This is a genomic window from Streptomyces fradiae, from assembly GCF_041270065.1.
In the GTDB taxonomy this organism is placed as follows: Bacteria; Actinomycetota; Actinomycetes; order Streptomycetales; family Streptomycetaceae; genus Streptomyces.
This window is the reverse complement of record NZ_CP065958.1, coordinates 3591318-3618253: the sequence shown is the minus strand read 5'-3', so window position 1 is coordinate 3618253 and position 26936 is coordinate 3591318. Positions and strand designations below refer to the sequence as shown.

General features: G+C 72.9%; 23 protein-coding genes and 1 pseudogene. 15 read left to right on the top strand and 9 right to left on the bottom strand.

The window, feature by feature from the left end; translation table 11 throughout:
- Nucleotides 1–40: 40 nt before the first annotated feature.
- Nucleotides 41–739, top strand: coding sequence for a CoA pyrophosphatase (locus JAO84_RS16270; RefSeq protein WP_370413545.1), 699 nt, complete (start codon nucleotides 41–43; stop codon nucleotides 737–739).
- Nucleotides 740–787: 48 nt separating this feature from the next.
- On the top strand, nucleotides 788–1987 hold the full coding sequence (locus JAO84_RS16265; protein WP_265865239.1) for a MarP family serine protease: 1200 nt from the start codon (nucleotides 788–790) through the stop codon (nucleotides 1985–1987).
- Nucleotides 1988–2020: 33 nt separating this feature from the next.
- Here the strand turns inward: JAO84_RS16265 and JAO84_RS16260 are convergent, their stop codons facing one another.
- The 6 genes from JAO84_RS16260 to JAO84_RS16235 all read right to left on the bottom strand — a co-directional run bounded on the left by JAO84_RS16260 (nucleotide 2021) and on the right by JAO84_RS16235 (nucleotide 10191).
- Complete coding sequence (locus JAO84_RS16260) at nucleotides 2021–2209, bottom strand: hypothetical protein (protein ID WP_265865240.1); 189 nt, start codon at nucleotides 2207–2209, stop codon at nucleotides 2021–2023.
- A 144-nt stretch (nucleotides 2210–2353) separates the two neighbouring features.
- Nucleotides 2354–3304, bottom strand: coding sequence for an alpha/beta fold hydrolase (locus JAO84_RS16255; protein ID WP_370413544.1), 951 nt, complete (start codon nucleotides 3302–3304; stop codon nucleotides 2354–2356).
- On the bottom strand, nucleotides 3301–3798 hold the full coding sequence (locus tag JAO84_RS16250; RefSeq protein ID WP_370413543.1) for a phage holin family protein: 498 nt from the start codon (nucleotides 3796–3798) through the stop codon (nucleotides 3301–3303). Before JAO84_RS16250 ends, JAO84_RS16255 begins: the two co-directional genes overlap by 4 nt.
- A gap of 37 nt (nucleotides 3799–3835) precedes the next feature.
- A complete protein-coding gene (nhaA, locus tag JAO84_RS16245; protein WP_370413542.1) occupies nucleotides 3836–5239 on the bottom strand; it encodes a Na+/H+ antiporter NhaA in 1404 nt (467 codons plus the stop codon).
- Between the two features lie 314 nt (nucleotides 5240–5553).
- A complete protein-coding gene (acs, locus tag JAO84_RS16240) occupies nucleotides 5554–7509 on the bottom strand; it encodes an acetate--CoA ligase (RefSeq protein ID WP_370413541.1) in 1956 nt (651 codons plus the stop codon).
- 195 nt (nucleotides 7510–7704) lie between these two features.
- Complete coding sequence (locus JAO84_RS16235) at nucleotides 7705–10191, bottom strand: bifunctional SulP family inorganic anion transporter/carbonic anhydrase (protein ID WP_370413540.1); 2487 nt, start codon at nucleotides 10189–10191, stop codon at nucleotides 7705–7707.
- A 279-nt stretch (nucleotides 10192–10470) separates the two neighbouring features.
- On the opposite strand from JAO84_RS16235, the gene JAO84_RS16230 reads away from it, so the two are divergent.
- On the top strand, nucleotides 10471–11787 hold the full coding sequence (locus tag JAO84_RS16230) for a hypothetical protein (protein WP_370413539.1): 1317 nt from the start codon (nucleotides 10471–10473) through the stop codon (nucleotides 11785–11787).
- A 152-nt stretch (nucleotides 11788–11939) separates the two neighbouring features.
- Here JAO84_RS16230 and JAO84_RS16225 read toward each other — a convergent pair whose 3' ends face one another.
- The gene (locus JAO84_RS16225) at nucleotides 11940–12926 is read right to left on the bottom strand and encodes an ATP-binding protein (protein ID WP_370413538.1); all 987 of its coding nucleotides are present in this window, start codon (nucleotides 12924–12926) and stop codon (nucleotides 11940–11942) included.
- Between the two features lie 102 nt (nucleotides 12927–13028).
- Between JAO84_RS16225 and JAO84_RS16220 the strand changes: the two genes are divergently transcribed.
- Complete coding sequence (locus JAO84_RS16220) at nucleotides 13029–13847, top strand: oxidoreductase (protein ID WP_370413537.1); 819 nt, start codon at nucleotides 13029–13031, stop codon at nucleotides 13845–13847.
- Nucleotides 13848–14246: 399 nt separating this feature from the next.
- Here JAO84_RS16220 and JAO84_RS16215 read toward each other — a convergent pair whose 3' ends face one another.
- The gene (locus JAO84_RS16215) at nucleotides 14247–15107 is read right to left on the bottom strand and encodes an HAD family hydrolase (protein ID WP_370413536.1); all 861 of its coding nucleotides are present in this window, start codon (nucleotides 15105–15107) and stop codon (nucleotides 14247–14249) included.
- 480 nt (nucleotides 15108–15587) lie between these two features.
- Between JAO84_RS16215 and ssd the strand changes: the two genes are divergently transcribed.
- The 8 genes and pseudogenes from ssd to JAO84_RS16175 all read left to right on the top strand — a co-directional run.
- Complete coding sequence (gene ssd / locus JAO84_RS16210; RefSeq protein WP_370413535.1) at nucleotides 15588–16718, top strand: septum site-determining protein Ssd; 1131 nt, start codon at nucleotides 15588–15590, stop codon at nucleotides 16716–16718.
- Entirely contained in the window at nucleotides 16715–17866 is a 1152-nt protein-coding gene (locus tag JAO84_RS16205; RefSeq protein WP_370413534.1) for a TadA family conjugal transfer-associated ATPase, read from the top strand. Before ssd ends, JAO84_RS16205 begins: the two co-directional genes overlap by 4 nt.
- Nucleotides 17863–18708, top strand: a complete 846-nt coding sequence (locus JAO84_RS16200) for a type II secretion system F family protein (RefSeq protein WP_370413533.1) — start codon at nucleotides 17863–17865, stop codon at nucleotides 18706–18708. Before JAO84_RS16205 ends, JAO84_RS16200 begins: the two co-directional genes overlap by 4 nt.
- Nucleotides 18705–18830 (top strand): hypothetical protein, encoded by a 126-nt coding sequence (locus JAO84_RS16195; RefSeq protein WP_370413532.1) that lies wholly within the window; start codon nucleotides 18705–18707, stop codon nucleotides 18828–18830. The genes JAO84_RS16200 and JAO84_RS16195 overlap by 4 nt, the downstream gene beginning before the upstream one ends.
- Before the next feature lie 118 nt (nucleotides 18831–18948).
- Entirely contained in the window at nucleotides 18949–19719 is a 771-nt protein-coding gene (locus JAO84_RS16190) for a type II secretion system F family protein (protein WP_370413531.1), read from the top strand.
- Between the two features lie 75 nt (nucleotides 19720–19794).
- Complete coding sequence (locus tag JAO84_RS16185; protein WP_370413530.1) at nucleotides 19795–20025, top strand: DUF4244 domain-containing protein; 231 nt, start codon at nucleotides 19795–19797, stop codon at nucleotides 20023–20025.
- 10 nt (nucleotides 20026–20035) lie between these two features.
- Nucleotides 20036–20368 (top strand): TadE family type IV pilus minor pilin, encoded by a 333-nt coding sequence (locus tag JAO84_RS16180; RefSeq protein ID WP_370413529.1) that lies wholly within the window; start codon nucleotides 20036–20038, stop codon nucleotides 20366–20368.
- Nucleotides 20365–20643, top strand: a pseudogene (locus JAO84_RS16175) (Rv3654c family TadE-like protein); the annotation flags it as partial. The gene JAO84_RS16180 and the pseudogene JAO84_RS16175, both read left to right, overlap by 4 nt.
- A gap of 94 nt (nucleotides 20644–20737) precedes the next feature.
- Here the strand turns inward: JAO84_RS16175 and JAO84_RS16170 are convergent.
- Nucleotides 20738–23287, bottom strand: a complete 2550-nt coding sequence (locus JAO84_RS16170; protein WP_370413528.1) for a DEAD/DEAH box helicase — start codon at nucleotides 23285–23287, stop codon at nucleotides 20738–20740.
- Nucleotides 23288–23366: 79 nt separating this feature from the next.
- On the opposite strand from JAO84_RS16170, the gene JAO84_RS16165 reads away from it, so the two are divergent.
- From JAO84_RS16165 to JAO84_RS16155, 3 genes are all read left to right on the top strand, one after another.
- Complete coding sequence (locus JAO84_RS16165; RefSeq protein ID WP_265865258.1) at nucleotides 23367–23720, top strand: STAS domain-containing protein; 354 nt, start codon at nucleotides 23367–23369, stop codon at nucleotides 23718–23720.
- A gap of 55 nt (nucleotides 23721–23775) precedes the next feature.
- Nucleotides 23776–24240: an ATP-binding protein gene (locus tag JAO84_RS16160; RefSeq protein WP_265865259.1), complete on the top strand. Its 465-nt coding sequence runs from the start codon at nucleotides 23776–23778 to the stop codon at nucleotides 24238–24240.
- Between the two features lie 256 nt (nucleotides 24241–24496).
- Nucleotides 24497–26851, top strand: coding sequence for a sodium-translocating pyrophosphatase (locus tag JAO84_RS16155; protein ID WP_370413527.1), 2355 nt, complete (start codon nucleotides 24497–24499; stop codon nucleotides 26849–26851).
- Nucleotides 26852–26936 lie beyond the last annotated feature (85 nt).

The following is a 26936-nucleotide window of genomic DNA, read 5'->3' as shown; positions in this document are numbered from 1 at the left end:
GACCGCGTTGTGAAACACGGGATGAGACACGGGGGTGCCTATGACGCGCACTGGTGAAGAGCTCCAGGGCTCGGGCGGCCTGCTCAGCAGAGCGGGGCTGCCCGACTGGCTCGCGCCGGTCGACCACGCCGCCCGCACGGTCGAGCCGGAGCAGCTGAGCCGCTTCCTGCCGCCCGCGGACGGCGCGGGGCGGCAGTCCGCCGTGCTCGTCCTCTTCGGCGAGGGCGCGCGCGGCCCCGAACTGCTCCTCATGGAGCGCTCCGGCACCCTCCGCTCGCACGCGGGCCAGCCCTCCTTCCCCGGCGGCGCCCTCGACCCCGAGGACGGCGACCCGGCCGACGGCGGGCTGCTGCGGGCCGCGCTGCGCGAGGCGCGAGAGGAGACCGGCCTCGACCCGGCCGGCGTCCAGCTCTTCGGCGTGCTGCCACGGCTCTACATCCCGGTGAGCGGATTCGTCGTCACGCCCGTCCTCGGCTGGTGGCGGACGCCCAGCCCGGTCGGGGTCGTCGACCCCGCCGAGACCGCCCGGGTCTTCACCGTGCCCGTGGCGGATCTCACGGACCCCGCCAACCGCGCCCTGGCCGTCCATCCGCTCGGCCACGAAGGCCCCGCATTCCTCGTCGAATCGGCCCTGGTCTGGGGATTTACCGCAGGGGTGATCGACCGGATCCTGCATTTCGCAGGCTGGGAGCGGCCCTGGGACCGGTCGAAGCGGGTCCCGCTCGACTGGAGGTCATGACAGGCTGGCCCCGGGGCGATCGATGACGAATCTGCGAGGCTACTGACGGTGAACGTGCTGGACATTCTGCTGCTGCTCGCCGCCGTCTGGTTCGCGATCATCGGCTACCGCCAGGGATTCGTCGTCGGCATCCTCTCGGTGATCGGTTTCCTCGGCGGCGGTCTCGTCGCCGTTCTGCTGCTCCCGGCCCTCTGGAACCAGCTGACCGACCACAGCGAGGTCTCGACGACCGCGACGGTGATCTTCGTGATGGTGGTGATCATCAGCGCCTCCGTCGGCCAGGCCTTCACCACCCACCTCGGCAGCAAGCTGCGCCGGCACATCACCCGGACGCCCGCCCGCGTCCTGGACGCCACCGGCGGCGCCCTGGTCAACGTGGTCGCGATGCTGCTCGTCGCCTGGCTCATCGGCTCCGCGCTCGCCGGCACCGCGATGCCCACCCTGGGCAAGGAGGTCCGCGGCTCCAAGGTGCTCCTCGGCGTCGACCAGGTGATGCCGGATCAGGCGCCCGGCTGGTTCTCCGACTTCACCTCGGCGCTCGCCCAGAACGGCTTCCCGCAGGTCTTCAGCCCGTTCTCCAACGAGCCCATCACCGAGGTCCTGCCGCCCGACCCGGCGCTCGCCGGCAGCCCGGTCGCCGCCCGCGCCCAGGACTCCATCGTCAAGGTCGTCGGCACCGCCCCCAGCTGCGGCAAGGTCCTCGAAGGCACCGGCTTCGTCTTCGCCGAGCGCCGGGTCATGACCAACGCCCATGTCGTCGGCGGCGTCGACGAGCCGACCGTCCAGATAGGCGGCGAGGGCAAGCTCCACGACGCCAAGGTCGTGCTCTACGACTGGAAGCGCGACATCGCCGTCCTCGACGTGCCCGATCTCCAGGCCCGCCCGCTGCAGTTCACCGACCAGGACGCGCGCAGCGGCGACAACGCCATCGTCGCCGGCTTCCCGGAGAACGGCGCCTACGACGTGCGCTCCGCCCGCGTCCGCGGCCGCATCGCCGCCGAGGGTCCCGACATCTACCACCGAGGCGAGGTGCGCAGGGACGTGTACTCGCTGTACGCGACGGTCCGTCAGGGCAACTCCGGCGGACCGCTGCTCACCGCCGACGGCAAGGTGTACGGCGTGATCTTCGCCCGTTCCCTCGACGACGCCAACACCGGTTACGCGCTGACGGTCGACGAGATCCGTGACGACATCCTCCGCGGCCGCTCGGCCAACCAGCAGGTCGACAGCCAGGGCTGCGCCCTCTAGGGCCCGCCCCGGGGCCGTGCGGCGGTCCGGAGGCTACGTACGGGTGTGGCGCAGCCGGGCCGACATCCAGCGGGCCCGGCGGCGGAGGATGCGCGAGATCCCCACGGCCCCCGCCGGGTGCGGACGGCCCTGCTCCTGCGTACCGCCCCGTTCCGGGGCGCCGGCGCCGCCGATCGAGCGGCGGTCGCGTGCTGTGTCACTGTAGTCGTGCGTCCAGCCCATACCCGGACGTCTGCCCGGGGCCCAAGGTCGGTAACCGCCCGGGGGCCCGCCAATTGGAGTATGCGCGAGGCACATGGCAGTTCGACGGATCCCTGTGCGCCGCCGATTCAGCCGCCGACTCGGTCGCCGGCTCGGCCGCCGGGCTCAGCGGTCGGGCTCGGGGTCCTTCAGCCAGTTGACGAGCTCGGTGGTGAACGCCACCGGGTCCTCCTCGTGGGGGAAGTGCCCGAGGCCGTCGAACAGCCGCCAGCGGTAGGGCGCCTCCACGTACTCCCCGGAGCCGGCCGCGCTGCGGGTCCGCATCACCGGGTCGAGCGAACCGTGCAGATGCAGCGTGGGCACCCGCACCGGCCGCTTCATGCGCCGGTTGAACTGGATGCCGTCCGGACGGGCCAGCGAGCGCACCATCCACCGGTACGGCTCGATGGAGCAGTGCGCGGTCGACGGGATGCACATGGCCCGCCGGTAGACCGCGAGGGCCTCCGCCTCGTCGGCCGCCGCGCGCGGGTCCGGTCCTGACCAGTCCTGGATGAGCCGCCCCACGAGCGCCGCCTCGTCGGCGACGAGCTGACGCTCCGGCAGCCACGGGCGCTGGAAGCCCCACACGTACGAACCGGCACGGGTCTGCGCGAAGTCGGAGAGCATCGCCGAACGCCAGCGGCGCGGGTGCGGCATCGACGAGACGACGAGCCGGCGCACCAGCTTGGGGCGCATCACGGCGGCCGTCCAGGCGAGATAGCCGCCCAGGTCGTGGCCGACGAGGGCCGCGTCCGGTTCGCCGAGCGAGCGGATCACGCCGGTGATGTCGAGGGCCAGGTTGGCCGGGTCGTAACCGCGGGGCGTGCGGTCGCTGCCGCCGACGCCGCGCAGGTCCATCGCCACCGCCCGGAAGCCGGCCTCGGCGAGGGCCGGCAGCTGGTGGCGCCAGGTCCACCAGAACTGCGGGAAGCCGTGCAGCAGCAGCACCAGGGGGCCGTCGCCCATCTCGGCGATGTGGAAGCGGGCGCCGTTCGCCGCGACGTCGCGGTGGGTCCACGGCCCGTCGATGCGGACGGGGCTCCCGCCGTTGGCGCTGCTGCTCTCAGGGACGGTCATGCGGACGAGCGTGCCACAGTCTCGCCCTTGTCCAGGGCGATCCGGGCCGCGTCCGCCGCGACCGGCCGCGGGTGCGGCTTGACGTTCTGCATGACCGCCGCGGTCTCCTTGGCGGAGGCGATGGACTTCTCCGGCTTCTTGACCTTCTTGAACTTGGCGTACGCGATCAGCCCGAGCAGGCCCGCGAGCAGCACGTTCGCGGCGAAGGACAGCAGGAAGCACCAGATCATGTTCCAGCCGCCGTTGCCGTTGTGCCCGCCGGTCCAGGTGTTGATGGCGTAGGCGAGCGCGAAGCTCAGCATCGGCAGGGAGAACAGCAGCACCACCCCGGCGGTGATGAACGCTGCGCTGCCGATCGCGCCGCGCTTCACGTCCTGGCGGATCTCGGCCTTGGCGAGGGCGAGCTCGTCGTGCACCAGGGCGGACATCTCGGCGGTCGCCGAGGCGACCAGCTGGCCGAGGCTGCGCTCGGTTCCGTCGAACGGGTCGCTCATGGCTGCTCCCTCTTCTCCTGTGTCGTCTGCCCTCAGATCATGCCGGACGGTCGGCCTCATCGCGCGACGCCCCCGCCAGTTGGGCGCGCTCGCGATGCTCGGCGGCCTTCCGCTCGAGGATCTCGGCCATCCGCAGGTGGTACTCGGGGGTGTGCTCCTCGTAGATGTCGGGGATGCCGTCCTGGTCCTCGTCGCGCTCCTCCTCGGCGCACAGCGCCTGGTAGGTGCGCACCCGCAGCTTCAGGAGTACGGAGGCGAGGACGGCGGCTATCAGGGAGCCGGCCAGGACCGCGGCCTTCACCTGGCTCGTCAGCGCGGGGTCGTCCTCGAAAGCCAGTTCGCCGATGAGCAGCGACACGGTGAAGCCGATGCCGGAGAGGGTGGCGACGGCGAAGACGTCCGGCCAGGCCAGGTCGGGGTTGAGCTCCGCCTTTGTGAAGCGGGCGGTGAGCCAGGTGCCGCCGAAGATGCCGACCGCCTTGCCGACGACGAGTCCGAGGACCACGCCGAGGGTGACGGGCTCGGTGAACACGTCGCCGATGGACTTGCCGGAGATGGTGACCCCGGCGGAGAACAGCGCGAACAGCGGCACGGCGAGACCGGCGGAGAGCGGCCGGACCAGGTGCTCGATCTGCTCGCCGGGGGAGTGCTCCTCGCCCTCGCGGGTGGTGCAGCGCAGCATCAGGCCCATGGCCACGCCGGCGATGGTGGCGTGGACGCCGCTGTTGTACATCAGGCCCCAGATGACCAGGGCCAGCGGCACGTACACGTACCAGCCGCGGACGCCCTTGCGCAGCAGCAGCCAGAAGACGGCGAGGCCGGCGAAGGCGCCGCCGAGGGCGGCGAAGTTGAGGCTGTCGGTGAAGAAGATCGCGATGATCAGGATCGCGAGCAGGTCGTCGACGACGGCGAGGGTGAGCAGGAAGGCCCGCAGCGCCGAGGGCAGCGAGGTGCCGATCACGGCGAGGACGGCGAGCGCGAAGGCGATGTCGGTGGCGGTGGGCACGGCCCAGCCGCCGAGGTTGCCGCCGCCGACCGCGTTGACCACGGTGTAGACCAGAGCGGGTACCGCCATGCCGCATATCGCGGCGATGACGGGGAGCGCGGCGGCCTTGGGCTCGCGCAGTTCGCCCGCGACGAGCTCGCGCTTGAGCTCGATGCCGGCGACGAAGAAGAAGATCGCGAGGAGGCCGTCGGCGGCCCAGTGCTCCACCGAGAGATCGAGGCCGAGGGCGGCCGGACCCAGGTGGAAGTCCTGCACGGCCGCGTAGCTGTCTTTCAGCGGGGTGTTGGCCCAGATGAGCGCGACCACCGCGGCGATCAGCAGCAGCACGCCGCCGACGGTCTCCGTGCGCAGCGCGTCGGCGACGAAGCGGCTCTCGGGCAGGGGGAGGCGGCCGAGGAACCTGCGGTCGGTGGGCTGGGGCGCGGACGCGGGCACGGTGAGAACCTCCGGTCGGTGGGCAGGGCTTAGCACATGCCGACCAGACTTCCCGGCGCACCTAGGTGTTCTTGTCGCGTCACTGACGCGGTCCTTACCTTACCTAACGGTGCTCGGTGGTGTCCGGTGATCTTCACTTTAGGGGCATACACGGACACCGGCACCCCCTGTGGACAACGCCCTGTGGATAACCTCGGGTGCGTCCCGGGTGCGTCCCGGGTGCGTCCCTGGGCATCTCGGGAGCATGCGGAAGCGCCCGCCCCGGATGCTCCGGAACGGGCGCTCACCTGCGGTTCTGCCAATCAGTCGGCAGCTCAGTCCTCGCTGGGCGCGGCCGGCAGCTTGGTCTGGATGAGGTCCATGACCGAGGAGTCCGTCAGCGTCGTGACGTCGCCCAGCTCGCGGTTCTCGGCGACGTCCCGGAGCAGCCGGCGCATGATCTTGCCGGAGCGGGTCTTGGGCAGCTCGGCCACCGGCAGGATCCGCTTCGGCTTGGCGATCGGGCCGAGGGTCGCGCCGACGTGGTTGCGCAGCTCGGCGACGAGGGCCTCGTCCTCGCTGGCCGTGCCGCGCAGGATGACGAAGGCGACGATGGCCTGGCCGGTCGTCTCGTCGGCGGCGCCGACCACGGCGGCCTCGGCGACGGACGGGTGGGAGACCAGCGCGGACTCGACCTCGGTGGTGGAGATGTTGTGGCCCGAGACGAGCATGACGTCGTCGACCCGGCCGAGCAGCCAGATGTCGCCGTCCTCGTCCTTCTTCGCGCCGTCGCCCGCGAAGTACTTGCCGTCGAAGCGCGACCAGTAGGTGTCGATGAAGCGCTGGTCGTCGCCCCAGATGGTGCGGAGCATCGACGGCCACGGCTCGGTGAGGACCAGATAGCCGCCGCCCCCGTTCGGCACCTCGTTGGCCTCGTCGTCGACGACGGTGGCCGAGATGCCGGGCAGCGGGCGCTGCGCGGAGCCGGGCTTGGTCTCGATGACGCCCGGCAGCGGCGAGATCATCGCCGCGCCGGTCTCCGTCTGCCACCACGTGTCCACGATCGGGCACGTGTCGGCGCCGATGTGCTTGCGGTACCAGATCCACGCCTCGGGGTTGATCGGCTCGCCGACCGAGCCGAGCACCCGCAGCGACGACAGGTCGAACTTGGCGGGGATGTCGTCGCCCCACTTCATGAACGTGCGGATCAGCGTCGGCGCCGTGTAGAGGATGGTGACGCCGTACTTCTGCACGATCTCGAACACTCGGCCCTGGTGCGGGGTGTCCGGGGTGCCCTCGTACATGACCTGGGTGGCGCCGTTGGCCAGCGGGCCGTAGACGATGTACGTGTGCCCGGTGACCCAGCCGATGTCGGCGGTGCACCAGAAGACGTCGCTCTCCGGCTTGAGGTCGAAGATGGCGTGGTGGGTGTACGCGGCCTGGGTGAGGTAGCCGCCGGAGGTGTGCAGGATGCCCTTCGGCTTACCCGTGGTGCCCGAGGTGTAGAGGATGAAGAGCGGGTGCTCCGCCTCGAAGGCCTCGGGGGTGTGCTCGGCGGACTGGCGGGCGACGATGTCGTCCCACCACACGTCGCGGCCCTCGGTGAAGGCGGTGTCCTGGCCGGTGCGGCGGACCACGAGGACGTGCTCGACCTGCGGGCACTTGGCGACGGCCTCGTCGATGGCCGGCTTGAGGGCGGACGGCTTGCCGCGGCGGTAGCCGCCGTCGGCGGTGACGACCAGCTTGGCGTCGGCGTCCTGGATGCGGGAGGCGACGGCGTCGGCCGAGAAGCCGCCGAAGACCACCGAGTGGGCGGCGCCGATGCGGGCGCAGGCCAGCATGGTGACGGCGGCCTCGGGGATCATCGGCAGATAGACCGCGACCCGGTCGCCCTTGCGGACGCCCAGCTCGGTCAGGGCGTTCGCGGCCCGGGAGACCTCGTCCTTGAGCTCGGCGTAGGTGATGGCGCGGCTGTCGCCGGGCTCGCCCTCGAAGTGGATGGCGACCCGGTCGCCGTTGCCGGCCTCGACGTGCCGGTCCACGCAGTTGTACGCGACGTTCAGCTCGCCGTCGGCGAACCACTTGGCGAACGGCGGGTTCGACCAGTCCAGGGTCTCGGTCGGCTCGGTGGCCCAGCTGAGCCGCTTGGCCTGTTCGGCCCAGAAGCCCAGCCTGTCCGCCTTGGCCTGCTCGTACGCCGCCGCCGTGACATTGGCGTGCGCGGCCAGCTCGGCGGGCGGCGCGAATCGGCGCTCTTCCTTGAGCAGATTGGCCAAGGATTCGTTGCTCACGACATCTCCCTTTCCCAGGGCGTCCTATGTGCCTGTGTGTCCCGCGTCATAGCTCATCAGGCGGATGCCCGGGTGACAAGAGGCTCCGGACAATTGGTTTAGACCTGTGGGGTGACATGGGGAGGTGACCCCTCGTTCCCCGAGCGGTGGGGAGCGAGGGGTCACACACTTGCACGGACGGACGGAACGGAAGGTTCAGGACGCGCGCGCGGCCTGTCGCCCCCACGCCCGGTCCACCGGTCCCGCCGCCGCCCCTGCGGACGGCCCGGCCACCGGTTCTGCCGCCGGTCCGCCCGCCGCGGGCGGCACATGGTTGAACACGTCGTCGTAGCTGTGCACCTCGTCCGTGCCGGCCAGCAGATAGGCCTGCGCCTCGCCCACGTGGAAGTACATCCCGTGCAGCGTCAGCGTGCCCTCGGCGAGCCGCCGCGCCACCGACTCGTACGCCCGCAGATGCTCCAGCTGCTGCACCACATTGGTCAGACACAGCTGCTCGACGGCGTCCGCCGGCAGCCGACCGGAGATCCTCGCCCACGCGTGGCGACGACTCGCCATCCGCTCCAGACTCGGCAGACCGTGCCGCAGCCAGCGGCGCAGCTGGCTCGGCGGGTCGTCAGGGCCGCTGCTCAGCAGGGCGTGCATCGCGCCGCAGCCCGAGTGCCCGCAGACCGTGATCGACTCGACCCGCAGCACCTCCACCGCGTACTCGATCGCCGCCGCCACCGAGTCGTCCCCGCTCTCCTCGCCCGGCAGCGGCACCAGATTGCCCACATTGCGCACGGTGAACAGATCACCCGGACCGCTGGAGGTGATCATGCTCGTCACCACCCGGGAATCGGCGCAGGTCAGAAAGAGCTGCGAGGGCCGCTGCCCCTCCCTGGCCAGCCGGGCCAGCTCGTCGCGCACCAGCGGCGCGGTGTCCCGCTGGAAGGCGCCGATACCGCTCGCCAGCCGGTGCCCGACGGCTCCGCCGCCCGGTTCCTCGCCGGCCTGCGCACTCTTGGCTCCCGAGGGCCGCTGCTCGCCGCACTGGTGGTTGCGCCACGGCGTCCACGGGCGGCAGCAGGCGTGTCTGCCCGCGCCGTGTGCGGCGGAGCCACTCTCCTCGCCCGTACCCGCGCCGTGCGCCCCCGCGTCGGCGATCCGGCCGCCGCCCGGGCCGGTCGTCTCCACCGTCCCGCCGTGCGTCAGATGCGCGGTCTGCCAGTCGTGCAGTGCCTCATAGGCGGCATGGTCCATGAACGAGCCGTCCAGCTCCACGACCGCGTCGGCACCGGCCGGGATCTGGTGCAGCGCGCGGCTCAGCCGCGGCACCGCCAGGAAGGTCAACTGGCCGCGGATCCGCACCACCTGGTGCCCGTCCCGCTCCTCGCGGGTGATCCGGGTACGGGCCAGCCGGTGCAGCGCCACCGTGACCGCCACCGCGATCCCCAGGGCCACGCCCTGAAGAATCCCGACGAACGCCACACCACCCAGCGTGACCGCGTACACCAGCGCTTCACGATGACGGGTGACCGTCCGGATGTGGGTGATGCTGACCATCTGCATGCCGACCACCATCACCAGGGCGGCCAGCGCGGGCAGCGGGATGAGGTCGAGAACCGGTACGAGGAAGAGCGCCGCGAGCACGACCCATACACCGTGCAGTATCGCGGAGTTGCGGCCGACCGCCCCGGCGGAGACGTTCGCGACGCTGCGTACCGCGACTCCCGCGACCGGCAGGCCGCCGAGTGCCCCGGACACGACGTTCGCCGCGCCCTGGCCCGCGAGTTCGCGGTCGAGCCGGGAGCGCGGCGGGGCGACCCCGCCCGTCTCGCCGGCTCGCTTCGCCGCCAGCTTGTCGACGGCGACGGCGGACAGCAGCGACTGCACGCTGGTGACGAGCGTGATGGTGAGCACCCCGGCCGCGAGGCCGAGCACCGGCCCCTCCGGCAGTCCGGGCAGCGCGTGGCTGCTCCACGCGGGCAGGTCCACGCGGGGCACGGCGAGTCCGGCGAGTGTGGCGGCCGTCGTCGAGGCGGACACCGCGACGAGCGCGGCGGGCGCCGTACGAAGCAGCCGTCCCGTACGCCCGGGAAGCCGCGGCCATACCAGCAGCACGGCGACGGTGAGCGCGCTGACGGCGAGCGCGGGGCCGGACACGTGCGCCAACTGGGCGGGCAGCCCCCGCGCGTTGTCCACGGCGGAGCTCTGCGGCGTCCCGCCGAGCACGATGTGCAGCTGGGCGAGGGCGATGGTGACGCCGATGCCGGCCAGCATCCCGTGCACGACCGCGGGGGAGACCGCGAGCGCGGAGCGCGCCACCCGCAGGGCGGCGAGGCCGAGTTGGGCCAGTCCGGCGAGGACCGTGACGGCGCAGGTGGTGCGCCAGCCGTAGCGCTGGATCAACTCGGCGGTGACCACGGTAAGTCCGGCGGCCGGGCCGCTGACCTGGAGCGGGGAGCCGCCGAGGCGTCCGGCGACGATGCCGCCGACGGCGGCGGCCACCAGACCGGCCTGGAGCGGCGCACCGGTGGCGAGGGCGATGCCGAGGGAGAGCGGCAGCGCGATGAGGAACACGGCGACGGACGCGGACAGGTCCGCGCCGGCGATGCGGAAGCGGCGGCGCGGACCGTCCGGTGGGCTGTGCGGCCGCTGGACGCGGGGCCGGTTCGTGGTGCGGGCAGGGGTGGTGAGGGTCATGTTCCCGTCTCCTCCGGAGGGGCAGCGTGGCGCGGCTCGTGCGGGGTGCAGCGGCGGGTACAGCGATCGTCACTGATCAACGCTCAGTAAATGGATGGTAATGGAGAGTAAAGACTCCGGCATTATTTTCGGGGCAAACAGGGCAATGATTCACCGGATCAGGTGACAGAACGTGGTCATGCCGCTTGTCGTTGCCGCGCTCCGGCCGTCGTGGTGCGACGTTGTCGCCGCTTGTACGGAAATCCGAGGAACCGTGCCGCAACGAGGAGAGGTGTGCGGATGTCAGCCGCCGCGAGAAGGACCACTGTCCAGAAGAGGGCGCTCGCCGTCGGCGCCCTCGCCGTCGCCCTCACGGCCGGGCTCGCCGGCTGCTCGGGCTCCGGCGGTTCCGCCCCACAGGGCGCGCCGGGCGGCGCGGGCGCCAAGAAGGGCCCGGCCGCGGCCCCGCAGAGCGCGGTCCGGCTGATCGGCGACGGCTCCACCGCCTTCACCGGCGCGCAGCCCCACCAGCCCAGCTGGCAGCGCCTGAAGCCGGGTCAGCAGCCGCCGCAGTTCGTGGTGTTCTCCTGGGACGGCGCGGGCGAGGACAGCCAGAAGCTGTTCTCCCACTTCCGCAAGGTCGGCAAGCAGTACGGCGCGAACATGACGTACTTCCTCAGCGGCGTCTACCTGCTGCCGGAGTCCAAGCGCGAGATGTACGACCCGCCGCAGCACTCCCCGGGCCGCTCGGACATCGGCTTCAACGACGTCCAGGGCATCCGCGACACCGTGCGCGAACTGCGCGGCGCCTGGGAGGAGGGCAACGAGATCGGCACCCACTTCAACGGGCACTTCTGCGGCAAGGACGGAGGTGTCGGCACCTGGTCGGTCGACGAGTGGAAGAGCGAGATCAACCAGGCCAAGTCCTTCGTCAAGCACTGGAAGACCAATGCCGGACTGAAGGCGGAGCAGCCGCTTCCGTTCGACTACGACAAGGAGCTCGTCGGCGCCCGCACGCCGTGCCTGGAGGGCCGCGCGAACTTCGTGAAGGCGGCGTCCCAGATGGGCTTCCGCTACGACACCAGCGGCGTCAACGACCAGATCTGGCCCAAGAAGGACCAGGGCCTCTGGGACCTCTCGATGCAGCTGGTGCCGGTCCCCGGCCGCGCCTTCCAGACGCTGTCGATGGACTACAACTTCCTGGTCAACCAGTCCGGTACGACCAAGGGCGACCCGTCGATGCACGAGTACTGGGGCAACCAGATGCGTGACGGCCTGGTGCAGGCCTTCGAGCGCTCCTACCGGGGCAACCGGGCGCCGCTGATCATCGGCAACCACTTCGAGTCCTGGAACGGCGGCACCTACATGCGCGCCATCGAGGAGACCATCGCCACGGTCTGCGTGCAGAAGGACGTCGAGTGCGTCTCCTTCCGCCAGCTCGCCGACTGGCTCGACGCCCAGGACCCGGCGGTCGTCGCCAAGCTCCGCACCCTGAAGGTCGGCGAGGCCCCGGCCGCCGGCTGGCAGTCCTTCCTGGCCCCGCAGCCCGCCGCCCCGGCCGGAGCGGCGGGCAAGCCGGCCGCGCCGGCCGCCGTCAAGCCGGCTGAACGGCGCTGAGCCCTTCCGTCAGTACGAAGTCGGGGTCGACCTGCGCGGTCAGGTCGGCCCCGGCCCCTTCTTTCTCGCCCCCTCGCACCGCTCGGCGCCGGGGCGCCTCCCGGGCGTCGGGAGCGGTGCCGGACTCCGTCCGGCGGGGCGGGGCGAGCGCGTCAGCTCGGCTGCGGCACGGCGAGGCGCTCGTCGAGGACGAAGCCCGGGTCGACCTGACCCGCCAGGTCGGCCCCGGTTTTGGCGTTGCCCCAGCTCTCCGCGTTCTTCAGGTGGAAGTGGACCATCTGGCGCGTGTAGCGCTCCCAGTCGCGGTGGGCGTACGAGTCGTCCGCCGCGTTCTGGAGGAGCTGCAGGGCCGTGCGGTTGGTGGCCTCCAGGAGCTCGAAGAGCGGCGGGCGGCCCTTCTCCATCGAGCGCACCCAGTCGGATTGGCCGACCGTCACCAGCAGGTCGTCGCCGACCTCGGCGCGCAGGAAGTCGACGTCGTCCGGGCCCTGCACCTTGTTGCCGACGACCTTCAGCGTGACCCCGAAGTCCCGCGCGTACTCCTTGTACTGGCGGTAGACGGACACGCCCTTGCGGGTCGGCTCGGCCACCAGGAAGGTCATGTCGAAGCGGGTGAACATGCCCGACGCGAAGGAGTCCGAACCGGCCGTCATGTCGACCACCACGTACTCGTCCGGCCCGTCCACCAGGTGGTTCAGGCACAGCTCCACCGCGCCGACCTTCGAGTGGTAGCAGGCCACCCCGAGGTCCGACTCGGTGAACGGACCCGTCGCCATCAGCCGGATCCCGTCCCCGTCGAGGACCACCGGACGGGCGCAGGCCTCGTACACCGGGTTGTCCTCGCGGACCCGGAGCAGCCGCGAACCCGCCCCGGGCGGCGTCGTCTTGATCATCGTGTCGGCGGAGGCGATCCGCGGGTTGGCGCCCCGCAGGTACTCCTTGATCAGCGGCAGATGCGCCCCCATGGCGGGCAGCGCGGCGGCCTCCTCGTCGGAGAGGCCGAGCGCCGCTCCGAGGTGCTGGTTGATGTCTGCGTCGACCGCCATGACCGGGGCCCCGGCGGCGGCGAGGTGTCGGATGAAGAGCGAGGACAGCGTCGTCTTGCCGCTGCCGCCCTTCCCCACGAAAGCGATCTTCATGTTCACCTAGCGTAGTGGCATGAATGCTCGCCGTGGTCAAGGTGCGTGAAGAAGACCACTCCAAGGTGGGGTCCGAGCCGCAGGCGCGTAGCCTCCCTACTTATGAGTACGCACGCCTCTGACCCCCTGGCCGCCCTCGGCTCCCTGCCGGGCGTCGCCGACTCGGTGGACTCCGTACGCAAGGCCGTCGACCGGGTCTACGGCCACCGTGTGATGCGCCGTCGCAGCAACGAGATCACCGCCGAGGCGGCGCTGCGCGGCGCGCGCGGCTCCGCCGCGCTCGCGGGCGCCGACTGGGCCCTCGAAGAGGTCCGCCGGCGCACCGACTTCGGCGCGGACCCGGAAGCCCGCACGGTCGGCGCGGCGCTGCGGCTGGGCGCCGAGAGCGGGCAGCTGCTCTCCATCTGGCGCCAGTCGCCGCTGCGGGTGCTGGCCCGGCTGCACCTGGTCGCCGAGGGCGAGCCGCGCGAGTCGACGGGCCGGCCGCGGCAGGCGGGCGAGCCGGTGGACGAGCCGCTGATCGAGGCGCCGCTGCCGGACCCGGCGGAGGTCTCCGGCCGGCTCGACGGCCTCGCCGACCTGATCATCGCGGGCGGCGACGCCCCGGCGCTCGTCACGGCCGCCGTGGTGCACGGCGAACTGCTCGCGCTGCGCCCCTTCACCTCGTACAACGGCCTGATCGCGCGGGCGGCGGAGCGGATCGTGCTGATCGGCAGCGGTCTCGACCCGAAGGCGATCTGCCCGGCCGAGGTCGGCCACGCGGAACTGGGCCGGGCGGCGTACCTGGCCGCCTTCGAGGGCTATCTGTCCGGGAACCCGGACGGCATGGGCGCCTGGATCGCGCACTGCGGCCGCGCGGTGGAACTCGGGGTGCGGGAGTCGACGGCCGTCTGCGAGGCGCTGCAGCGCGGCGCGGCCTGAGCGCTTCTCGTACGTTCCGGGCGCCCCCGGACATGGGTTGCGGCGGTACCAGACTTCGGTACCGCCGCTGGCACGTCTACCCAGTTACCAAGCGTCCTCGATATGTGCCCATCAGGCGGGGAACTTTGCCCTGCGCCTGGTGCGGCTGGCCCTTAATCGAAGGGTCGACGTCGCGTGGGTGCCAGGTTTCTGTGCATCAGGTCCGTGGGGCCGTCATGCTCAACAGGTGATCCTCTCGGATGTCCCCGGTCTCGCGGGCCTGATTCCTTTCTACTCCTGTCCGGATGGAAGCGAAAGTCCTGAATCCGCTTCTTTGCGCCCTTCTCAAATCCGGGCAAAGGGATCGGCAAGTCCCGAGGTCGGGGCGGTGGGCCGCCCCGTGGTCTCCGGGACGCGGGCTCAGGCGATGGCCCGGGCCGCCGCGCGGGCGAGCGCGGCCTGCCGGCGGCGGCTGGCGTACCAGACGATGCCCGCGGTGGCCGCCGCCGCACCCACCGCCGCCGCGGCGACGAGCGCCGGACGCGGCGGCATCCGGAACTCCGGCAGCCGCTGCTTGAGCCGGACCGGCTTGTCGAAGACCAGGACCGGCCAGTCCCGCGAGGTCGCCTCGCGGCGCAGCGCCCGGTCGGGGTTCACCGCGTACGGGTGGCCCACGGCCTCCAGCATCGGCAGGTCGGTCGCCGAGTCGCTGTACGCGAAGCAGCGCGAGAGGTCGTAGCCCTCGGACTCGGCGAGCTCCCGGACGGCCTCCGCCTTGGTCGGGCCGTACGCGTAGTACTCCACCTCGCCCGTGAAGCAGCCGTCCTCGCCGACCACCATGCGCGTGGCGACCACCCGGTCGGCGCCGAGCATCTCGCCGATGGGCTCCACGACCTCGGCCCCGGAGGTCGAGACGATCACGACGTCACGGCCGGCGGCGTGGTGGTCCTCGATGAGCGAGGCCGCCTCGTCGTAGATGATCGGGTCGATCAGATCGTGCAGGGTCTCGGCTACGAGCTGCTTCACCTGGGCCACGTTCCAGCCTTTGCAGAGCGCGGAAAGGTATTCGCGCATCCGCTCCATCTGGTCGTGATCGGCCCCGCCGACCAGGAACACGAACTGGATGTACGCCGTCCGCAGTGCGGCACGGCGACTGATCAGTCCGCCCCGGTAGAAGGACTTGCTGAAGGTCAGCGTCGAGGACTTCGCAATGACCGTCTTGTCCAGGTCAAAGAAGGCGGCTGCGCGCGGCATCGAGTGGTTTTCCACGTGCCCGAGCATAGGTGCCCGCCATTCGGCGTACGCTGGGGCGCGTGGGTTTGCCTGAGAAGGCTCTCGGGTACACCATGGAAGTCACGGATCGTTCGCGACCGTGCTAACCCGGTCCGGCTCCTCCCCCCCGAGTCGGCCGGAGAGACGACCCCCGCTCTCCCCCCCGGCGGGGGTCGTCGCATGTCCGGACGGGTTTTCGTCCATTCTTCACTCATCTTCTCCCCTTCCTCCGGCCCGCGTCGCCGCGACGGCCGGGTGCGCGCACGAACCCTCGTTTCGTCACTCAGCGTAGTCGTCGGGCCGCTCTCCGGGTAGTCCCGGATCGGGTGACGGAGTTATTCACAGGCAGCCGGTTATCCACAGTTTTCGAGCAAGATCCACTTGATTTCCGGGACTGCTGCACGGTGATTCCGGTCGCGAAGTCCGCGAACCGCAGGAATCACGTGAGGGGTGGGTGCCGTGGAGGGACCGAAGGCTTCCGGAACGCCGGTGCGAGGCACGACGGCGCGAGGCACGGGGGAGTGGGACACGGCGGAGCGGAGCACGGGGGCAGGCGGCGGGCCGCCGGTCCGGCCGCTGCTCGTCACCGAGGACCTGGTGCTGCTCGACGACCTGCTGCGGCTGTGCGCGGCGGCGGGCGCCGAGCCCGAGGTGCACCACACCGTGCCCGAGCGCCGGGCGAGCTGGACCGACCCGCCGCTCGTGCTCGTCGGCGACGACGCGGCGGTCCGCTGCCGCACCGCCGCCCGAAGGCCGGGCGTGCTGCTCGTCGGCAGGGAACCCGACGACCCCGACGTATGGCGGCGGGCCGTCCGGATCGGCGCGGAAGGCGTGCTGATCCTGCCCGGCGACGAGGGCCGGCTGGTGGATCTGCTCGCCGACGCCGTCGAAGGCGTCGGCCGGCAGGCCCCGACCGTCGGCGTCATCGGCGGGCGCGGCGGCGCCGGGGCCTCCACCCTGGCCTGCGCCCTGGCCCTCGCCGCCGTCCGGGCCGGGCAGCGCACCCTCCTCGTCGACGGCGACCCGCTCGGCGGCGGCCTCGACGTCCTGCTCGGCGGAGAGCGCGCCGAGGGCCGCCGCTGGCCCGACTTCGCCGCCTCGAAGGGCCGGCTGGCCGGCGCCGCACTGGAGGAGTCGCTGCCCGAGGCGCACGGACTGCGGGTGCTCAGCTGGGACCGCGGCGATCCGGTGCTCGTGCCGCCCGAGGCCATGCGCTCGGTGCTCGCCGCCGCCCGGCGGCGCGGCGGGGTCGTCGTGGTCGACCTGCCCCGCCGGATCGACGACACGGTCACCGAGGCCCTCGCCCAGCTCGACCTCGGACTGCTGCTCGTCCCCGGCGAACTCCGCGCCGTCGCCGCCGCCCAGCGGGTGGCCGGCGCGGTCGGCACCGTCGTGCGCGACCTACGCGCCGTCGTCCGCGGGCCGTACGCGCCCGGGCTCGACGAGCAGTGGATCGCCGACGCCCTCCGGCTTCCGCTGGTCGGCGAACTCCCCCACGACCCCGGCCTGTCGACGGCCGGCGACGGCGGACCCCCGCCCGGCGCGGAGGCCAGGAGCGGGCTCGCCCGGTTCGGCGCCGCGTTCTGGGACCGGGTCCTCACCCCGGAGCGTGCGGCATGAGCGGTACGGGACTCCTCGACGCCGTCCGCCAGCGTCTCGCCGAGAGCGGCGCCGAGCCGACCCCGGCCCGGGTCGCGGCGGCGCTCCGCGCCCAGGGACGTCTGCTCGGAGACGCCGAAGTGCTCGGCGCCGCCGAGCAATTGCGCAGCGAGCTGGTCGGCACCGGACCGCTGGAGCCGCTGCTCGCCGACCCACGGGTCACCGACGTCCTGGTCTCCGCACCCGACCGGGTCTGGGTCGACCGCGGCGCCGGCCTGGAGACGACCGGGGTGACCTTCGCCGACGCGGCGGCGGTACGGCGCCTGGCGCAGCGGCTCGCGGCGGTGGCCGGCCGGCGGCTCGACGACGCGCGGCCCTGGGTCGACGCCCGCCTGCCCGACGGCACCCGCATGCACGCCGTCCTGCCGCCGGTCGCCGTCGGCTCGACCTGTCTGTCCCTGCGGGTGGTGCGGCCCAGGGCCTTCTCGGTGGCCGAGCTGACGGACGCGGGCACCGTCCCGCCCGGCGGTGAACCGGTGCTGCGGGCGCTGATCGAGGCCCGGGTGTCCTTCCTCGTCAGCGGCGGTACGGGCTCGGGCAAGACCACCCTGCTGTCCACGCTGCTCGGCCTGGTCGGCCCGCGCGAGCGGATTGTCATCGCCGAGGACTCCGCCGAACTGCGCCCCGACCACCCGCACGTGGTGCGCCTGGAGGCCCGCCCGCCCAACCAGGAGGGCGCGGGTCTCGTGACCCTGCGGGACCTGGTGCGGCAGGCGCTGCGGATGCGGCCGGACCGGCTGGTCGTCGGAGAGGTCCGGGGTTTCGAGGCTGTTGATCTTCTCGCGGCCTTGAACACGGGCCATGAGGGCGGCTGCGGCACCGTCCACGCCAACGCGGCGGCGGACGTGCCCGCCCGGCTCGAGGCCCTGGGGACGGCCGCGGGCCTCGACCGGGCCGCCCTGCACAGCCAGTTGGGCGCCGGGCTCTCCGCGGTGCTGCACCTGGTGCGCGACCGGTCCGGGACCCGTCGGATCGCCGAGGTGCACATTCTCGAACGGGACCGGGAGGGTCTGGTGGTGACGGTGCCCGCGCTCAGCTGGAAACCGGGCGGGTTCCAGCGGGAGCGGGGCTGGGGCCGGCTGCGGGCGCTGATCGGGGGCGAGCGATGACGGCGACGGTCCTCGGCGCGGCGCTGTGCGCGGTGCTCGCCCTGGCCTGGACGGCGGGGCACGAACGGGCCGCCCGCCGGGCGCGGGCGGTGCTGGCGGCCCCCGGCGGCCCGGCGCGGACCTGGAGCACGGCGCTCGGGCCCTGGTGGGAGCGCCTGCGCGGCCGCCCCGAATGGCTGTGCCTGCCGGCGGCCGGGGTGCCGGCCCTGCTCGGCTCCTCACCGCTGCCGCTCCTCGCGGGCGCCCTCGCCGTGCCGCTGGTCGGGCGCCGGCTGAGAACGGCCCGGGCGCGCCGGGAGCGGGAGCAGCGGGCCGACCGGGTGGTCGCGCTGTGCGGAGCCGTCGCGGGAGAACTGCGGGCCGGCTGGCAGCCCGCCCAGGCGCTGACGTTCGCGGCCCGCACCAGCGGGGCGCTCGGCGGCCAGGAGGCAGCCGTCCTCGCGGCGGCCCGCTTCGGCGGGGACGTGCCCGAGGCACTGCGCCGGGCCGCCCGCCGGGACGGAGCCGACGGCCTGGCCGGGATGGCCGCCTGCTGGCAGGTCGCCGTGGACGGCGGCGCCGGCCTCGCCGCCGGCCTGGACCGCCTGGAGTCCGCCCTACGGTCCCACCGGGACCAGCAGGAACGACTGCGGGCCCAACTGGCCGGGGCCTGGGCGACGGTGGCCGTCCTCGCGGTCCTCCCCGTCGCCGGCCTCGGCCTCGGCTCGGCCCTCGGCGCCCGCCCCCTGTGGGTGCTGCTCCACACCCCTGCGGGGCTCGGCTGCCTGTTCGTCGGCGGGGTCCTGGAGACGGCGGGTCTGTGGTGGGCGGCCCGGATCGTGCGAGGAGGTGAGCGTCTGTGACGGCGCTGCTCAAGGCGATGTGCGCCTTCGCGGGGATCGGCTGCTTCCTTGCCGGTGGCGCCCTGGAGATCGCGGGTCTGTGGTGGGCCGGCCGGACCGAACGAGGAGGTGAGCGCTCGTGACCGCGCTGCTCACGGCGGTGTGGGCCCACGCGGGGCTCTCCTGCCGCCACAGCGAGGTCGCCCTGAAGGCGCCCGGTTCATGGTGGGCCGCTCAGCCCCTGCCGGGAGGTGAGCGCCCGTGACCGCGCTGCTGACCGTGGTGGTGGCCCTTGCGGCCCTAGGGCTGACCCTCGCCGATCGGCGGCGCGGGCGGCGGGCTCGAAGGCGGGCGGCGGCCCTGCTCGCGGCCGGGCAGGCGCCGGGGCGGCGCCGGCGGCCGGGGCTTCCCGTACGGGTGCGTGCCTGGGGTGTGCCCGCTGTGGCGGGTCTCGCCGGGGGCGTGTTCGTCGGCGGGCTTCCCGGACTGGCGGTGGGGGTCGGTGTCGCCTGGGGCGTCTGGTGCCTCGGGAAACGGCGCGCGCGGGCCCGAGGGGCCGCCGGGGAGGCGACGGAGGAGGAGCGGGTCGAGACGGCCCGTCAGCTGCCGCTCGCGGCCGATCTGTTGGCCGCCTGCGCTTCGGCCGGTGCGCCGCCGGGGGAGTCCGCCGAGGCGGTGGGGCGGTCCCTGGGCGGGCCGGTCGGGGAGCGGTTGGTGCGCACCGCCGCCGAGCTGCGGCTCGGTGGCGAACCGGCCGAGGTGTGGCGGAGGTTCGGCGCGATACCCGGCGCGGAGGGGCTGGCCCGCTGCCTGGAGCGGGCCGCCTCCTCCGGGGCGCCCGCGGCCGATGCCGTGGCGCGCCACGCCGAGGCGCTGCGGGCCGCCCGCGCCCGCACGGCGGCCGCCCGGGCGCAGCGCGCGCAGGTGCTGATCACCGCGCCGGTCGGGCTGTGCTTCCTGCCCGCCTTCCTGGCGGTGGGGGTGGCGCCGGTGGTGATCGGCCTGGCGAGCGGACTGCTCGGCGGCCGGTGAGGACGGACGGGGCGCCCCGAAGGGACGCCCGACGAGACGACGACGGGTCCGGAGACGGACCCGAGGAGGTTCAGGATGCAGGTGAAGGTGCAGGCGCAGACGCAGGTCAGGAAGCGGCTGGGTGCGTGGTGGCGGGCCCGGAGGGCCGCGGCGCGGCGGGACGCGGGGATGAGCACCACCGAGTACGCGATGGGCACGATCGCCGCGGCGGCCTTCGCCGCCGTGCTCTACAAGGTGCTCACCAGCGGAACGGTCTCCAAGGCCCTGGAATCGGTGATCGGAAAGGCTCTCGATGTGCCGTTCTGACCGGGGCTCGGTGACCGCGGAGACGGCGGTAGCGCTGCCGGCGCTCGTGCTGTTCACGGCGGTGCTGCTGTGGGCGCTGGCGGCCGCCGCCGGGCAGATCCAGTGCGTGGACGCGGCCAGGGCCGGGGCGCGGGCGGTGGCCCGCTCCGAGCCGGTGCCGGCCGCCGAGGCCGCGGCCCGGGCGGCCGCCCCCGATGGCGCCCGGGTGACCGTGGTGCGGGAGGGCGAGCTGTGGCGGGTGACCGTCGAGGCGGCCGCGCCCGGGCCCGGCGGTCTGGGGCTGACCCTGCGGGCCGGGGCGGCGGCGCTCGCCGAGGACACGGTGGGGGAGGTGGTGGCATGAGCCGGCGGCGGGCGGACCGGGCGGACCGGGGAGCGGCGACGGTGTGGACCGCGTTCGCCGCGTGCGCCCTGTGCGTGGTGTTCGGTGCGGTGCTCGCGCTCGGCCAGGTGGTCACGGCCCGGCACCGGGCAGGGGCGGCGGCCGATCTGGCGGCGCTCGCGGCGGCGGACCGCGCCCTGTGGGGCGAGGCGGGCGCCTGCGCGGCCGTCGGCCGGGTGGCCGCCGCCCAGGGGGCCGATCTGCCCCGCTGCCGGGTCCGTGAGGACATCGCGGACGTCACCGCGAGGGTCGCCGTCGGTCCGTGGGCGAGTGAGGTCAGATCGCGAGCGGGCCCAGCGGGCTCCGGGGCGATCCCCGGCCCGCGGAGTCCTACGGGGCCGCCGCCGGGCCCGGAAGATTCGGCCGGCCGGCCGGGGAATCAGGCGCGTCCTCGTGCGGGGCTCCCTCCGCCGTGGCTCCCTCGGCCCCCTCGTCCGGAGCCCCTCGGAGGAGTTCCGTGAGGAGGCGGACGGCGCCGCGCTTGTGGAGCGGGTCGTTGCCGTTGCCGCACTTGGGGGACTGGATGCAGGACGGGCAGCCGGCGTCGCACTCGCAGGAGGCGATGGCCTCGCGGGTGGCGTCGAGCCAGGCGCGGGCGGTGTGGAAGGCGCGCTCGGCGAAGCCGGCGCCGCCGGGGTGCCCGTCGTAGACGAAGACCGTCGGCAGCAGGGTGTCGGGGTGGAGCGGCACGGAGACGCCGCCGATGTCCCAGCGGTCGCAGGTGGCGAAGAGGGGGAGCATGCCGATGGAGGCGTGTTCGGCGGCGTGCAGGGCGCCGCCGAGGATCTCCGGGTTGATCCGGGCGGCGTCGAGCTGGTCCTCGGTGACCGTCCACCACACGGCCCGGGTGCGCAGGGTGCGGGGCGGCAGGTCGAGCTTGGTCTCGCCGAGCACCTCGCCGGTGATCAGACGGCGGCGGAGGAAGGAGACGACCTGGTTGGTGACCTCGACGGAGCCGTAGCAGAGGCGGCCGGCTCCCCAGGGGATCTCGGTGTCGGTGGACAGGACGGAGATGGAGGTGGTGTCGCGGGCGACGGTCGAATAGGGCGGGTTCGCCTCCTCGACGAGGGCCACGGAGTCCTTGAGGTCGAGCTCGCGGACGAGATAGGTGCGGCCCTGGTGGAGGTGGACGGCGCCCTCGTGGACGGCGGTGTGGGAGGCGGCCTCGTCGACCGTGCCGAGCAGCCGGCCGGTGCCGGCCTCGACGATCCGGACGGGGCTGCCCCCGCCGCCCCGGATGTCGGTGAGGTCGGCGGCCCGCTCGCGGCGGGTCCAGTACCAGCCGGTGGAGCGGCGGCGGAGCAGTCCGGCGGACTCCAGCTGGGGCAGCAGTCCGGGCACGGCCGGGCCGAAGAGGGCCAGGTCGGCGTCGGTGAGCGGCAGCTCGGCCGCGGCGGCGCACAGATGGGGGGCGAGGACGTAGGGGTTGTCGGGGTCGAGGACGGTGGACTCGACGGGCTGCTGGAAGATCGCCTCGGGGTGGTGGACCAGGAAGGTGTCCAGCGGGTCGTCGCGGGCCACCAGGACCGCGAGCGCGCCCTCGCCGGAGCGCCCGGCGCGGCCGGCCTGCTGCCACAGGGAGGCCCGGGTGCCGGGATAGCCGGCGATCACCACGGCGTCGAGTCCGGAGACGTCCACGCCGAGCTCCAGGGCGGTGGTGGCGGCCAGACCGAGGAGTTCGCCGGAGTGCAGGGCCTGCTCCAGGGCCCGCCGCTCCTCGGGCAGGTAGCCGCCCCGGTAGGCGGCGACCCGGCGGGCCAGGGAGCGGTCGACCTCGGCGAGACGTTCCTGGGCGATCACCGAGATCAGCTCGGCGCCGCGCCGGGAGCGTACGAAGGCGACCGAGCGGACGCCCTGCACGGTCAGGTCGGTCAGCAGGTCGGCGGTCTCGGCGGTGGCGGTGCGGCGGACCGGGGCGCCCTGCTCGCCGTGGAGCTCGGTCAGCGGCGGCTCCCACAGGGCGAAGACCAGTTCGCCGCGCGGGGAGGCGTCGTCGGCGACCTCGGTGACCGGGAGGCCGGTGAGGCGGCCGGCGGCGAGGGCGGGCTCGGCGGAGGTGGCCGAGGCCAGCAGGAACACCGGCTCGGAGCCGTAACGGGCACAGATCCGGCGCAGTCGGCGCAGCACCTGGGCGACGTGGGAGCCGAAGACGCCGCGGTAGGTGTGGCACTCGTCGACGACGACATAGCGCAGAGAGCGCAGGAAGGAGGACCAGCGGGGGTGGGACGGGAGGATGCCCCGGTGCAGCATGTCGGGGTTGGTGAGCACGTAGTTCGCGTACTGGCGGACCCACTCGCGTTCCTCGACCGGCGTGTCGCCGTCGTAGACGGCGGGGCGGATCCGGTTGCCGAGCGGGGCGGCGAGGGCGCGCACGGCGCGCCGCTGGTCGGCGGCGAGGGCCTTGGTGGGCGCGAGGTACAGGGCGGTGGCGCCGCGGCCGTTCGCGGCCTCGGAGCCGTCCAGGAGGGTGGAGAGGACGGGGGTGAGATAGGCGAGCGACTTGCCCGAGGCGGTTCCGGTGGCGATCACCACCGAGCTGCCGTCCAGGGCGTGCTCGGCGGCTTCCGCCTGGTGGGCCCAGGGATGCTCGATCCCGGCCTGCTCGACGGCCGCGATCACTTCCGCCCGGATGCGGTGCGGCCACACGGCATGCCGACCCTCGCGGGCGGGCATGTGCTCCGTATGAGTGATGCGCGCGGCCCGGCTCTCGCCTCGCGAGAGCCGGTCGAGGACCTCGCCGGGAGAGGGGCGGCTGCCCGTTTCTCCCGTGGGTCGGCGGGGGCGGTGATTCATGGCCATCGGCTCCGAGTGTGTCACCGGCGTGACGGACAATGCTCCCAAGGCGTCGTGCATGGCTGCCGGTAAGTGATTGAATGCCATCGCGGCCGGCGATCCGTCCCGTGGCTCCGCCCGGGAGACCCGAGGGACGGCCGCTCGATAGCTAGGTGCTGGAGGACCCGTGGACCTGTCTCTGTCGACTCGCACTGTGCCCGGCCCCAATGGCGACCGTACGGTCGTCGAGGTCGGTGGCGAGATTGATGTGTATACCGCGCCCAAGCTGCGCGAGCAGTTGGTCGAGTTGGTGAACGACGGCAGCTACCACCTGGTTGTCGACATGGAAGGCGTGGACTTCCTCGACTCGACCGGCCTCGGCGTGCTGGTGGGCGGTCTGAAGCGCGTGCGCGCGCATGAGGGATCGCTGCGCCTGGTGTGCAACCAGGAGCGCATTCTGAAGATCTTCCGGATCACCGGTCTGACCAAGGTGTTCCCGATCCACACCTCGGTCGAAGAGGCCATCAACGCGGCCGACTGAGCCCGCGCGGTCAGTCGTCGTCCCGTGCAGCCGCCGAGAATCCCAGGGGGATCGCATGGCCACCGTTGAACTGCTCTTCAGCGCCCAGCCCGAGCACGTCCGCACGGCCCGTCTGGTGGCCGCCGCGGTCGCGCGCCGGGCCGGGGTCGACGAGGCGGTCCTCGACGAGGTCCGGCTCGCCGTCGGCGAGGCCTGTTCCCGCGCGGTGGGGCTGCACCGCAGCAACGGGGTCACCACCCCCGTCCGAGTCGTCCTGACCGAGGAGGAGAAGTCCTTCTCCATCGAGGTCGGCGACGAGGTGCCCGGCGCGGGCGTGGCGGCAGCGGATGCCGCCGGTGTGCCCGGTGAGCGGGACGCGGCCCCGGCACCCGCCGAGGACTTCGACGACGCCGGCGGCGAGGACGAGATGGGTCTCGCGGTGATCCGCGGGCTCGTCGACGACGTGGAAGTGAGCGCCGGCGAGGACGGCGGCACCATCAGGATGAGCTGGCCCGCCAACCCGGACGCCGCGCTCGCCTGACCTCCGCCGCCCGGCCCGCCCGGCGCGACGGATCCGAGAACGAGAAGAGGCCCTGCCCCGCAGGGCCTCTTTTTCATGCCCCGGCCCACACCTCCGTTCGCGCCCGGGCGCCCGGTCGGGAATGCTTTGAGGGCATTACCGCATTCGGCGGTACTTGTGAGGTATTCGGGAATTACCATTGCGGCGACCTGTTTTGATCAGGTTTCCGTCCTTACAATCCGGCTTGTCTTGACCTCGCGTCGTCAAGGAGGACGGAATGGCGGGTCTCGCAGCCGCGGTGCTCACTCAGGAGAACCGCGTGATCGTGGTCGTCGTCGCGGGCGTCGCGCTCGCGGCGCTGGTCGTCGCCCAGCTCCTCGTCCGGCAGGTCCTCTCGGCCGGCGAGGGCACGGAGAAGATGAAGCAGATCGCGGCGGCGGTGCAGGAGGGCGCCAACGCGTATCTCGCCCGGCAGCTGCGCACCCTCGGCGTCTTCGCCGTCGTCGTGTTCTTCCTGCTGTTCCTGCTGCCCGCCGACGACTGGTCGCAGCGGGCCGGACGCTCGCTGTTCTTCCTGGTCGGCGCGCTTTTCTCGGCCGTCACCGGATATGTCGGCATGCGGCTCGCGGTACGGGCGAACGTCCGGGTCGCCGCGGCGGCCCGTGAGGCGACCCCGGCCGAGGGCGAACCGGCGAGGAACCTGACGGATGTGTCGCACCGGGCGATGAAGATCGCGTTTCGTACGGGTGGCGTGGTCGGCATGTTCACCGTCGGGCTCGGACTGCTCGGCGCGTCCTGCGTGGTGCTCGTCTACGCCGCCGACGCGCCGAAGGTCCTGGAGGGCTTCGGCCTGGGCGCCGCGCTCATCGCCATGTTCATGAGGGTCGGCGGCGGCATCTTCACCAAGGCCGCCGACGTCGGCGCCGACCTGGTCGGCAAGGTCGAGCAGGGCATCCCCGAGGACGACCCGCGCAACGCCGCCACCATCGCCGACAACGTGGGCGACAACGTCGGCGACTGCGCGGGCATGGCCGCCGACCTCTTCGAGTCGTACGCCGTGACCCTGGTCGCCGCGCTCATCCTCGGCAAGGCCGCCTTCGGCGACCTCGGCCTCGCCTTCCCGCTGCTCGTCCCGGCGATCGGCGTGGTCACCGCGATGATCGGCATCTTCGCGGTGGCCCCGCGGCGCACCGACCGCAGCGGGATGACCGCCATCAACCGCGGCTTCTTCCTCTCCGCGGTGATCTCCCTCGCCCTGGTGGCCGTTGTCGCCTTCGCCTATCTGCCGTCCTCCTACGCCGAGCTCGACGGCGTCACCGAGCCCGGCATCACCGCCCATGACGGCGACCCGCGGATCCTCGCCCTGGTCGCCGTCGCCATCGGCATCGTGCTCGCCGCGCTGATCCAGCAGCTCACCGGCTACTTCACGGAGACCGGCCGGCGCCCGGTCCGCGACATCGGCAAGTCCTCGCTCACCGGCCCCGCCACCGTCGTCCTCGCCGGCGTCTCCATCGGCCTGGAGTCGGCCGTCTACACGGCGCTGCTCATCGGCCTCGCCGTCTACGGCGCCTTCCTGCTCGGCGGCGCCTCCATCATGCTGGCGCTGTTCGCGGTGGCCCTGGCCGGCACCGGGCTGCTCACCACGGTCGGCGTGATCGTCGCCATGGACACCTTCGGACCGGTCTCCGACAACGCGCAGGGCATCGCCGAGATGTCCGGCGACGTGGAGGGCGCCGGGGCGCAGGTGCTCACCGACCTCGACGCCGTCGGCAACACCACCAAGGCGATCACCAAGGGCATCGCGATCGCCACCGCCGTCCTCGCCGCCTCCGCGCTCTTCGGCTCCTACCGGGACGCCATCGCGACCGCCGTCGCCGACGTCGGGGCCAGGGCCGGCGAGGCCAACCTCTCCATGGACATCTCGCAGCCCAACAACCTCTTCGGGATGATCCTCGGCGCCGCGGTCGTCTTCCTCTTCTCCGGACTCGCGATCAACGCCGTCTCCCGGTCGGCCGGGGCCGTGGTGTACGAGGTGCGGCGGCAGTTCCGCGAGCATCCCGGGATCATGGACTACACCGAGAAACCCGAGTACGGGCGGGTCGTCGACATCTGTACCAAGGACGCGCTGCGCGAGCTCGCCACGCCCGGGCTGCTCGCCGTCACGGCCCCGATCGCGGTCGGCTTCTCCCTCGGCGTCGGCGCGCTCGGCTCGTACCTCGCGGGCGCCATCGGCACCGGCGCGCTGATGGCCGTCTTCCTCGCCAACTCCGGCGGCGCCTGGGACAACGCCAAGAAGCTGGTGGAGGACGGGCACCACGGCGGCAAGGGCAGCGACGCGCACGCCGCGACCGTGATCGGCGACACCGTCGGCGACCCCTTCAAGGACACCGCGGGACCGGCGATCAACCCGCTCCTGAAGGTGATGAACCTGGTCGCGCTGCTGATCGCCCCGGCGGTCGTGCAGTTCAGCTTCGGGGCCGACGCGAGCCCCTGGCTGCGGGCCCTGGTCGCGGTGCTCGCGATCGGTGTGATCGTGGCGGCGGTCCGGGTCTCCAAGCGGCGTTCGGTGGCCGTCGGGGACGACGCGGCGGAGCGCGACGGGACGTCGAAGGGTGCCACCGTCGCACCGTGAACGGAGGCCCCCCAGAAGGTTGATGAGTTCTCGTCAAAGCAGGGGCGGACGGCACGTTCTGACGTGACGTCCGCCCCTGCTTCCT

What these genes read in the sequence shown, in the direction of transcription:
- JAO84_RS16215 (WP_370413536.1), bottom strand. Translation starts at nt 15,107, where the DNA reads ATGCTCGGGCACGTGGAAAACCACTCGATGCCGCGCGCAGCCGCCTTC.
- JAO84_RS16255 (WP_370413544.1), bottom strand. Translation starts at nt 3,304, where the DNA reads ATGACCGTCCCTGAGAGCAGCAGCGCCAACGGCGGGAGCCCCGTCCGC.
- JAO84_RS16250 (WP_370413543.1), bottom strand. Translation starts at nt 3,798, where the DNA reads ATGAGCGACCCGTTCGACGGAACCGAGCGCAGCCTCGGCCAGCTGGTC.
- JAO84_RS16235 (WP_370413540.1), bottom strand. Translation starts at nt 10,191, where the DNA reads ATGACCCTCACCACCCCTGCCCGCACCACGAACCGGCCCCGCGTCCAG.
- JAO84_RS16200 (WP_370413533.1), top strand. Translation starts at nt 17,863, where the DNA reads ATGACGGCGACGGTCCTCGGCGCGGCGCTGTGCGCGGTGCTCGCCCTG.
- JAO84_RS16155 (WP_370413527.1), top strand. Translation starts at nt 24,497, where the DNA reads ATGGCGGGTCTCGCAGCCGCGGTGCTCACTCAGGAGAACCGCGTGATC.
- JAO84_RS16230 (WP_370413539.1), top strand. Translation starts at nt 10,471, where the DNA reads ATGTCAGCCGCCGCGAGAAGGACCACTGTCCAGAAGAGGGCGCTCGCC.
- JAO84_RS16260 (WP_265865240.1), bottom strand. Translation starts at nt 2,209, where the DNA reads ATGGGCTGGACGCACGACTACAGTGACACAGCACGCGACCGCCGCTCG.
- JAO84_RS16225 (WP_370413538.1), bottom strand. Translation starts at nt 12,926, where the DNA reads ATGAAGATCGCTTTCGTGGGGAAGGGCGGCAGCGGCAAGACGACGCTG.
- JAO84_RS16205 (WP_370413534.1), top strand. Translation starts at nt 16,715, where the DNA reads ATGAGCGGTACGGGACTCCTCGACGCCGTCCGCCAGCGTCTCGCCGAG.
- JAO84_RS16170 (WP_370413528.1), bottom strand. Translation starts at nt 23,287, where the DNA reads ATGGCATTCAATCACTTACCGGCAGCCATGCACGACGCCTTGGGAGCA.
- JAO84_RS16270 (WP_370413545.1), top strand. Translation starts at nt 41, where the DNA reads ATGACGCGCACTGGTGAAGAGCTCCAGGGCTCGGGCGGCCTGCTCAGC.
- JAO84_RS16220 (WP_370413537.1), top strand. Translation starts at nt 13,029, where the DNA reads ATGAGTACGCACGCCTCTGACCCCCTGGCCGCCCTCGGCTCCCTGCCG.
- JAO84_RS16185 (WP_370413530.1), top strand. Translation starts at nt 19,795, where the DNA reads ATGCAGGTGAAGGTGCAGGCGCAGACGCAGGTCAGGAAGCGGCTGGGT.
- JAO84_RS16160 (WP_265865259.1), top strand. Translation starts at nt 23,776, where the DNA reads ATGGCCACCGTTGAACTGCTCTTCAGCGCCCAGCCCGAGCACGTCCGC.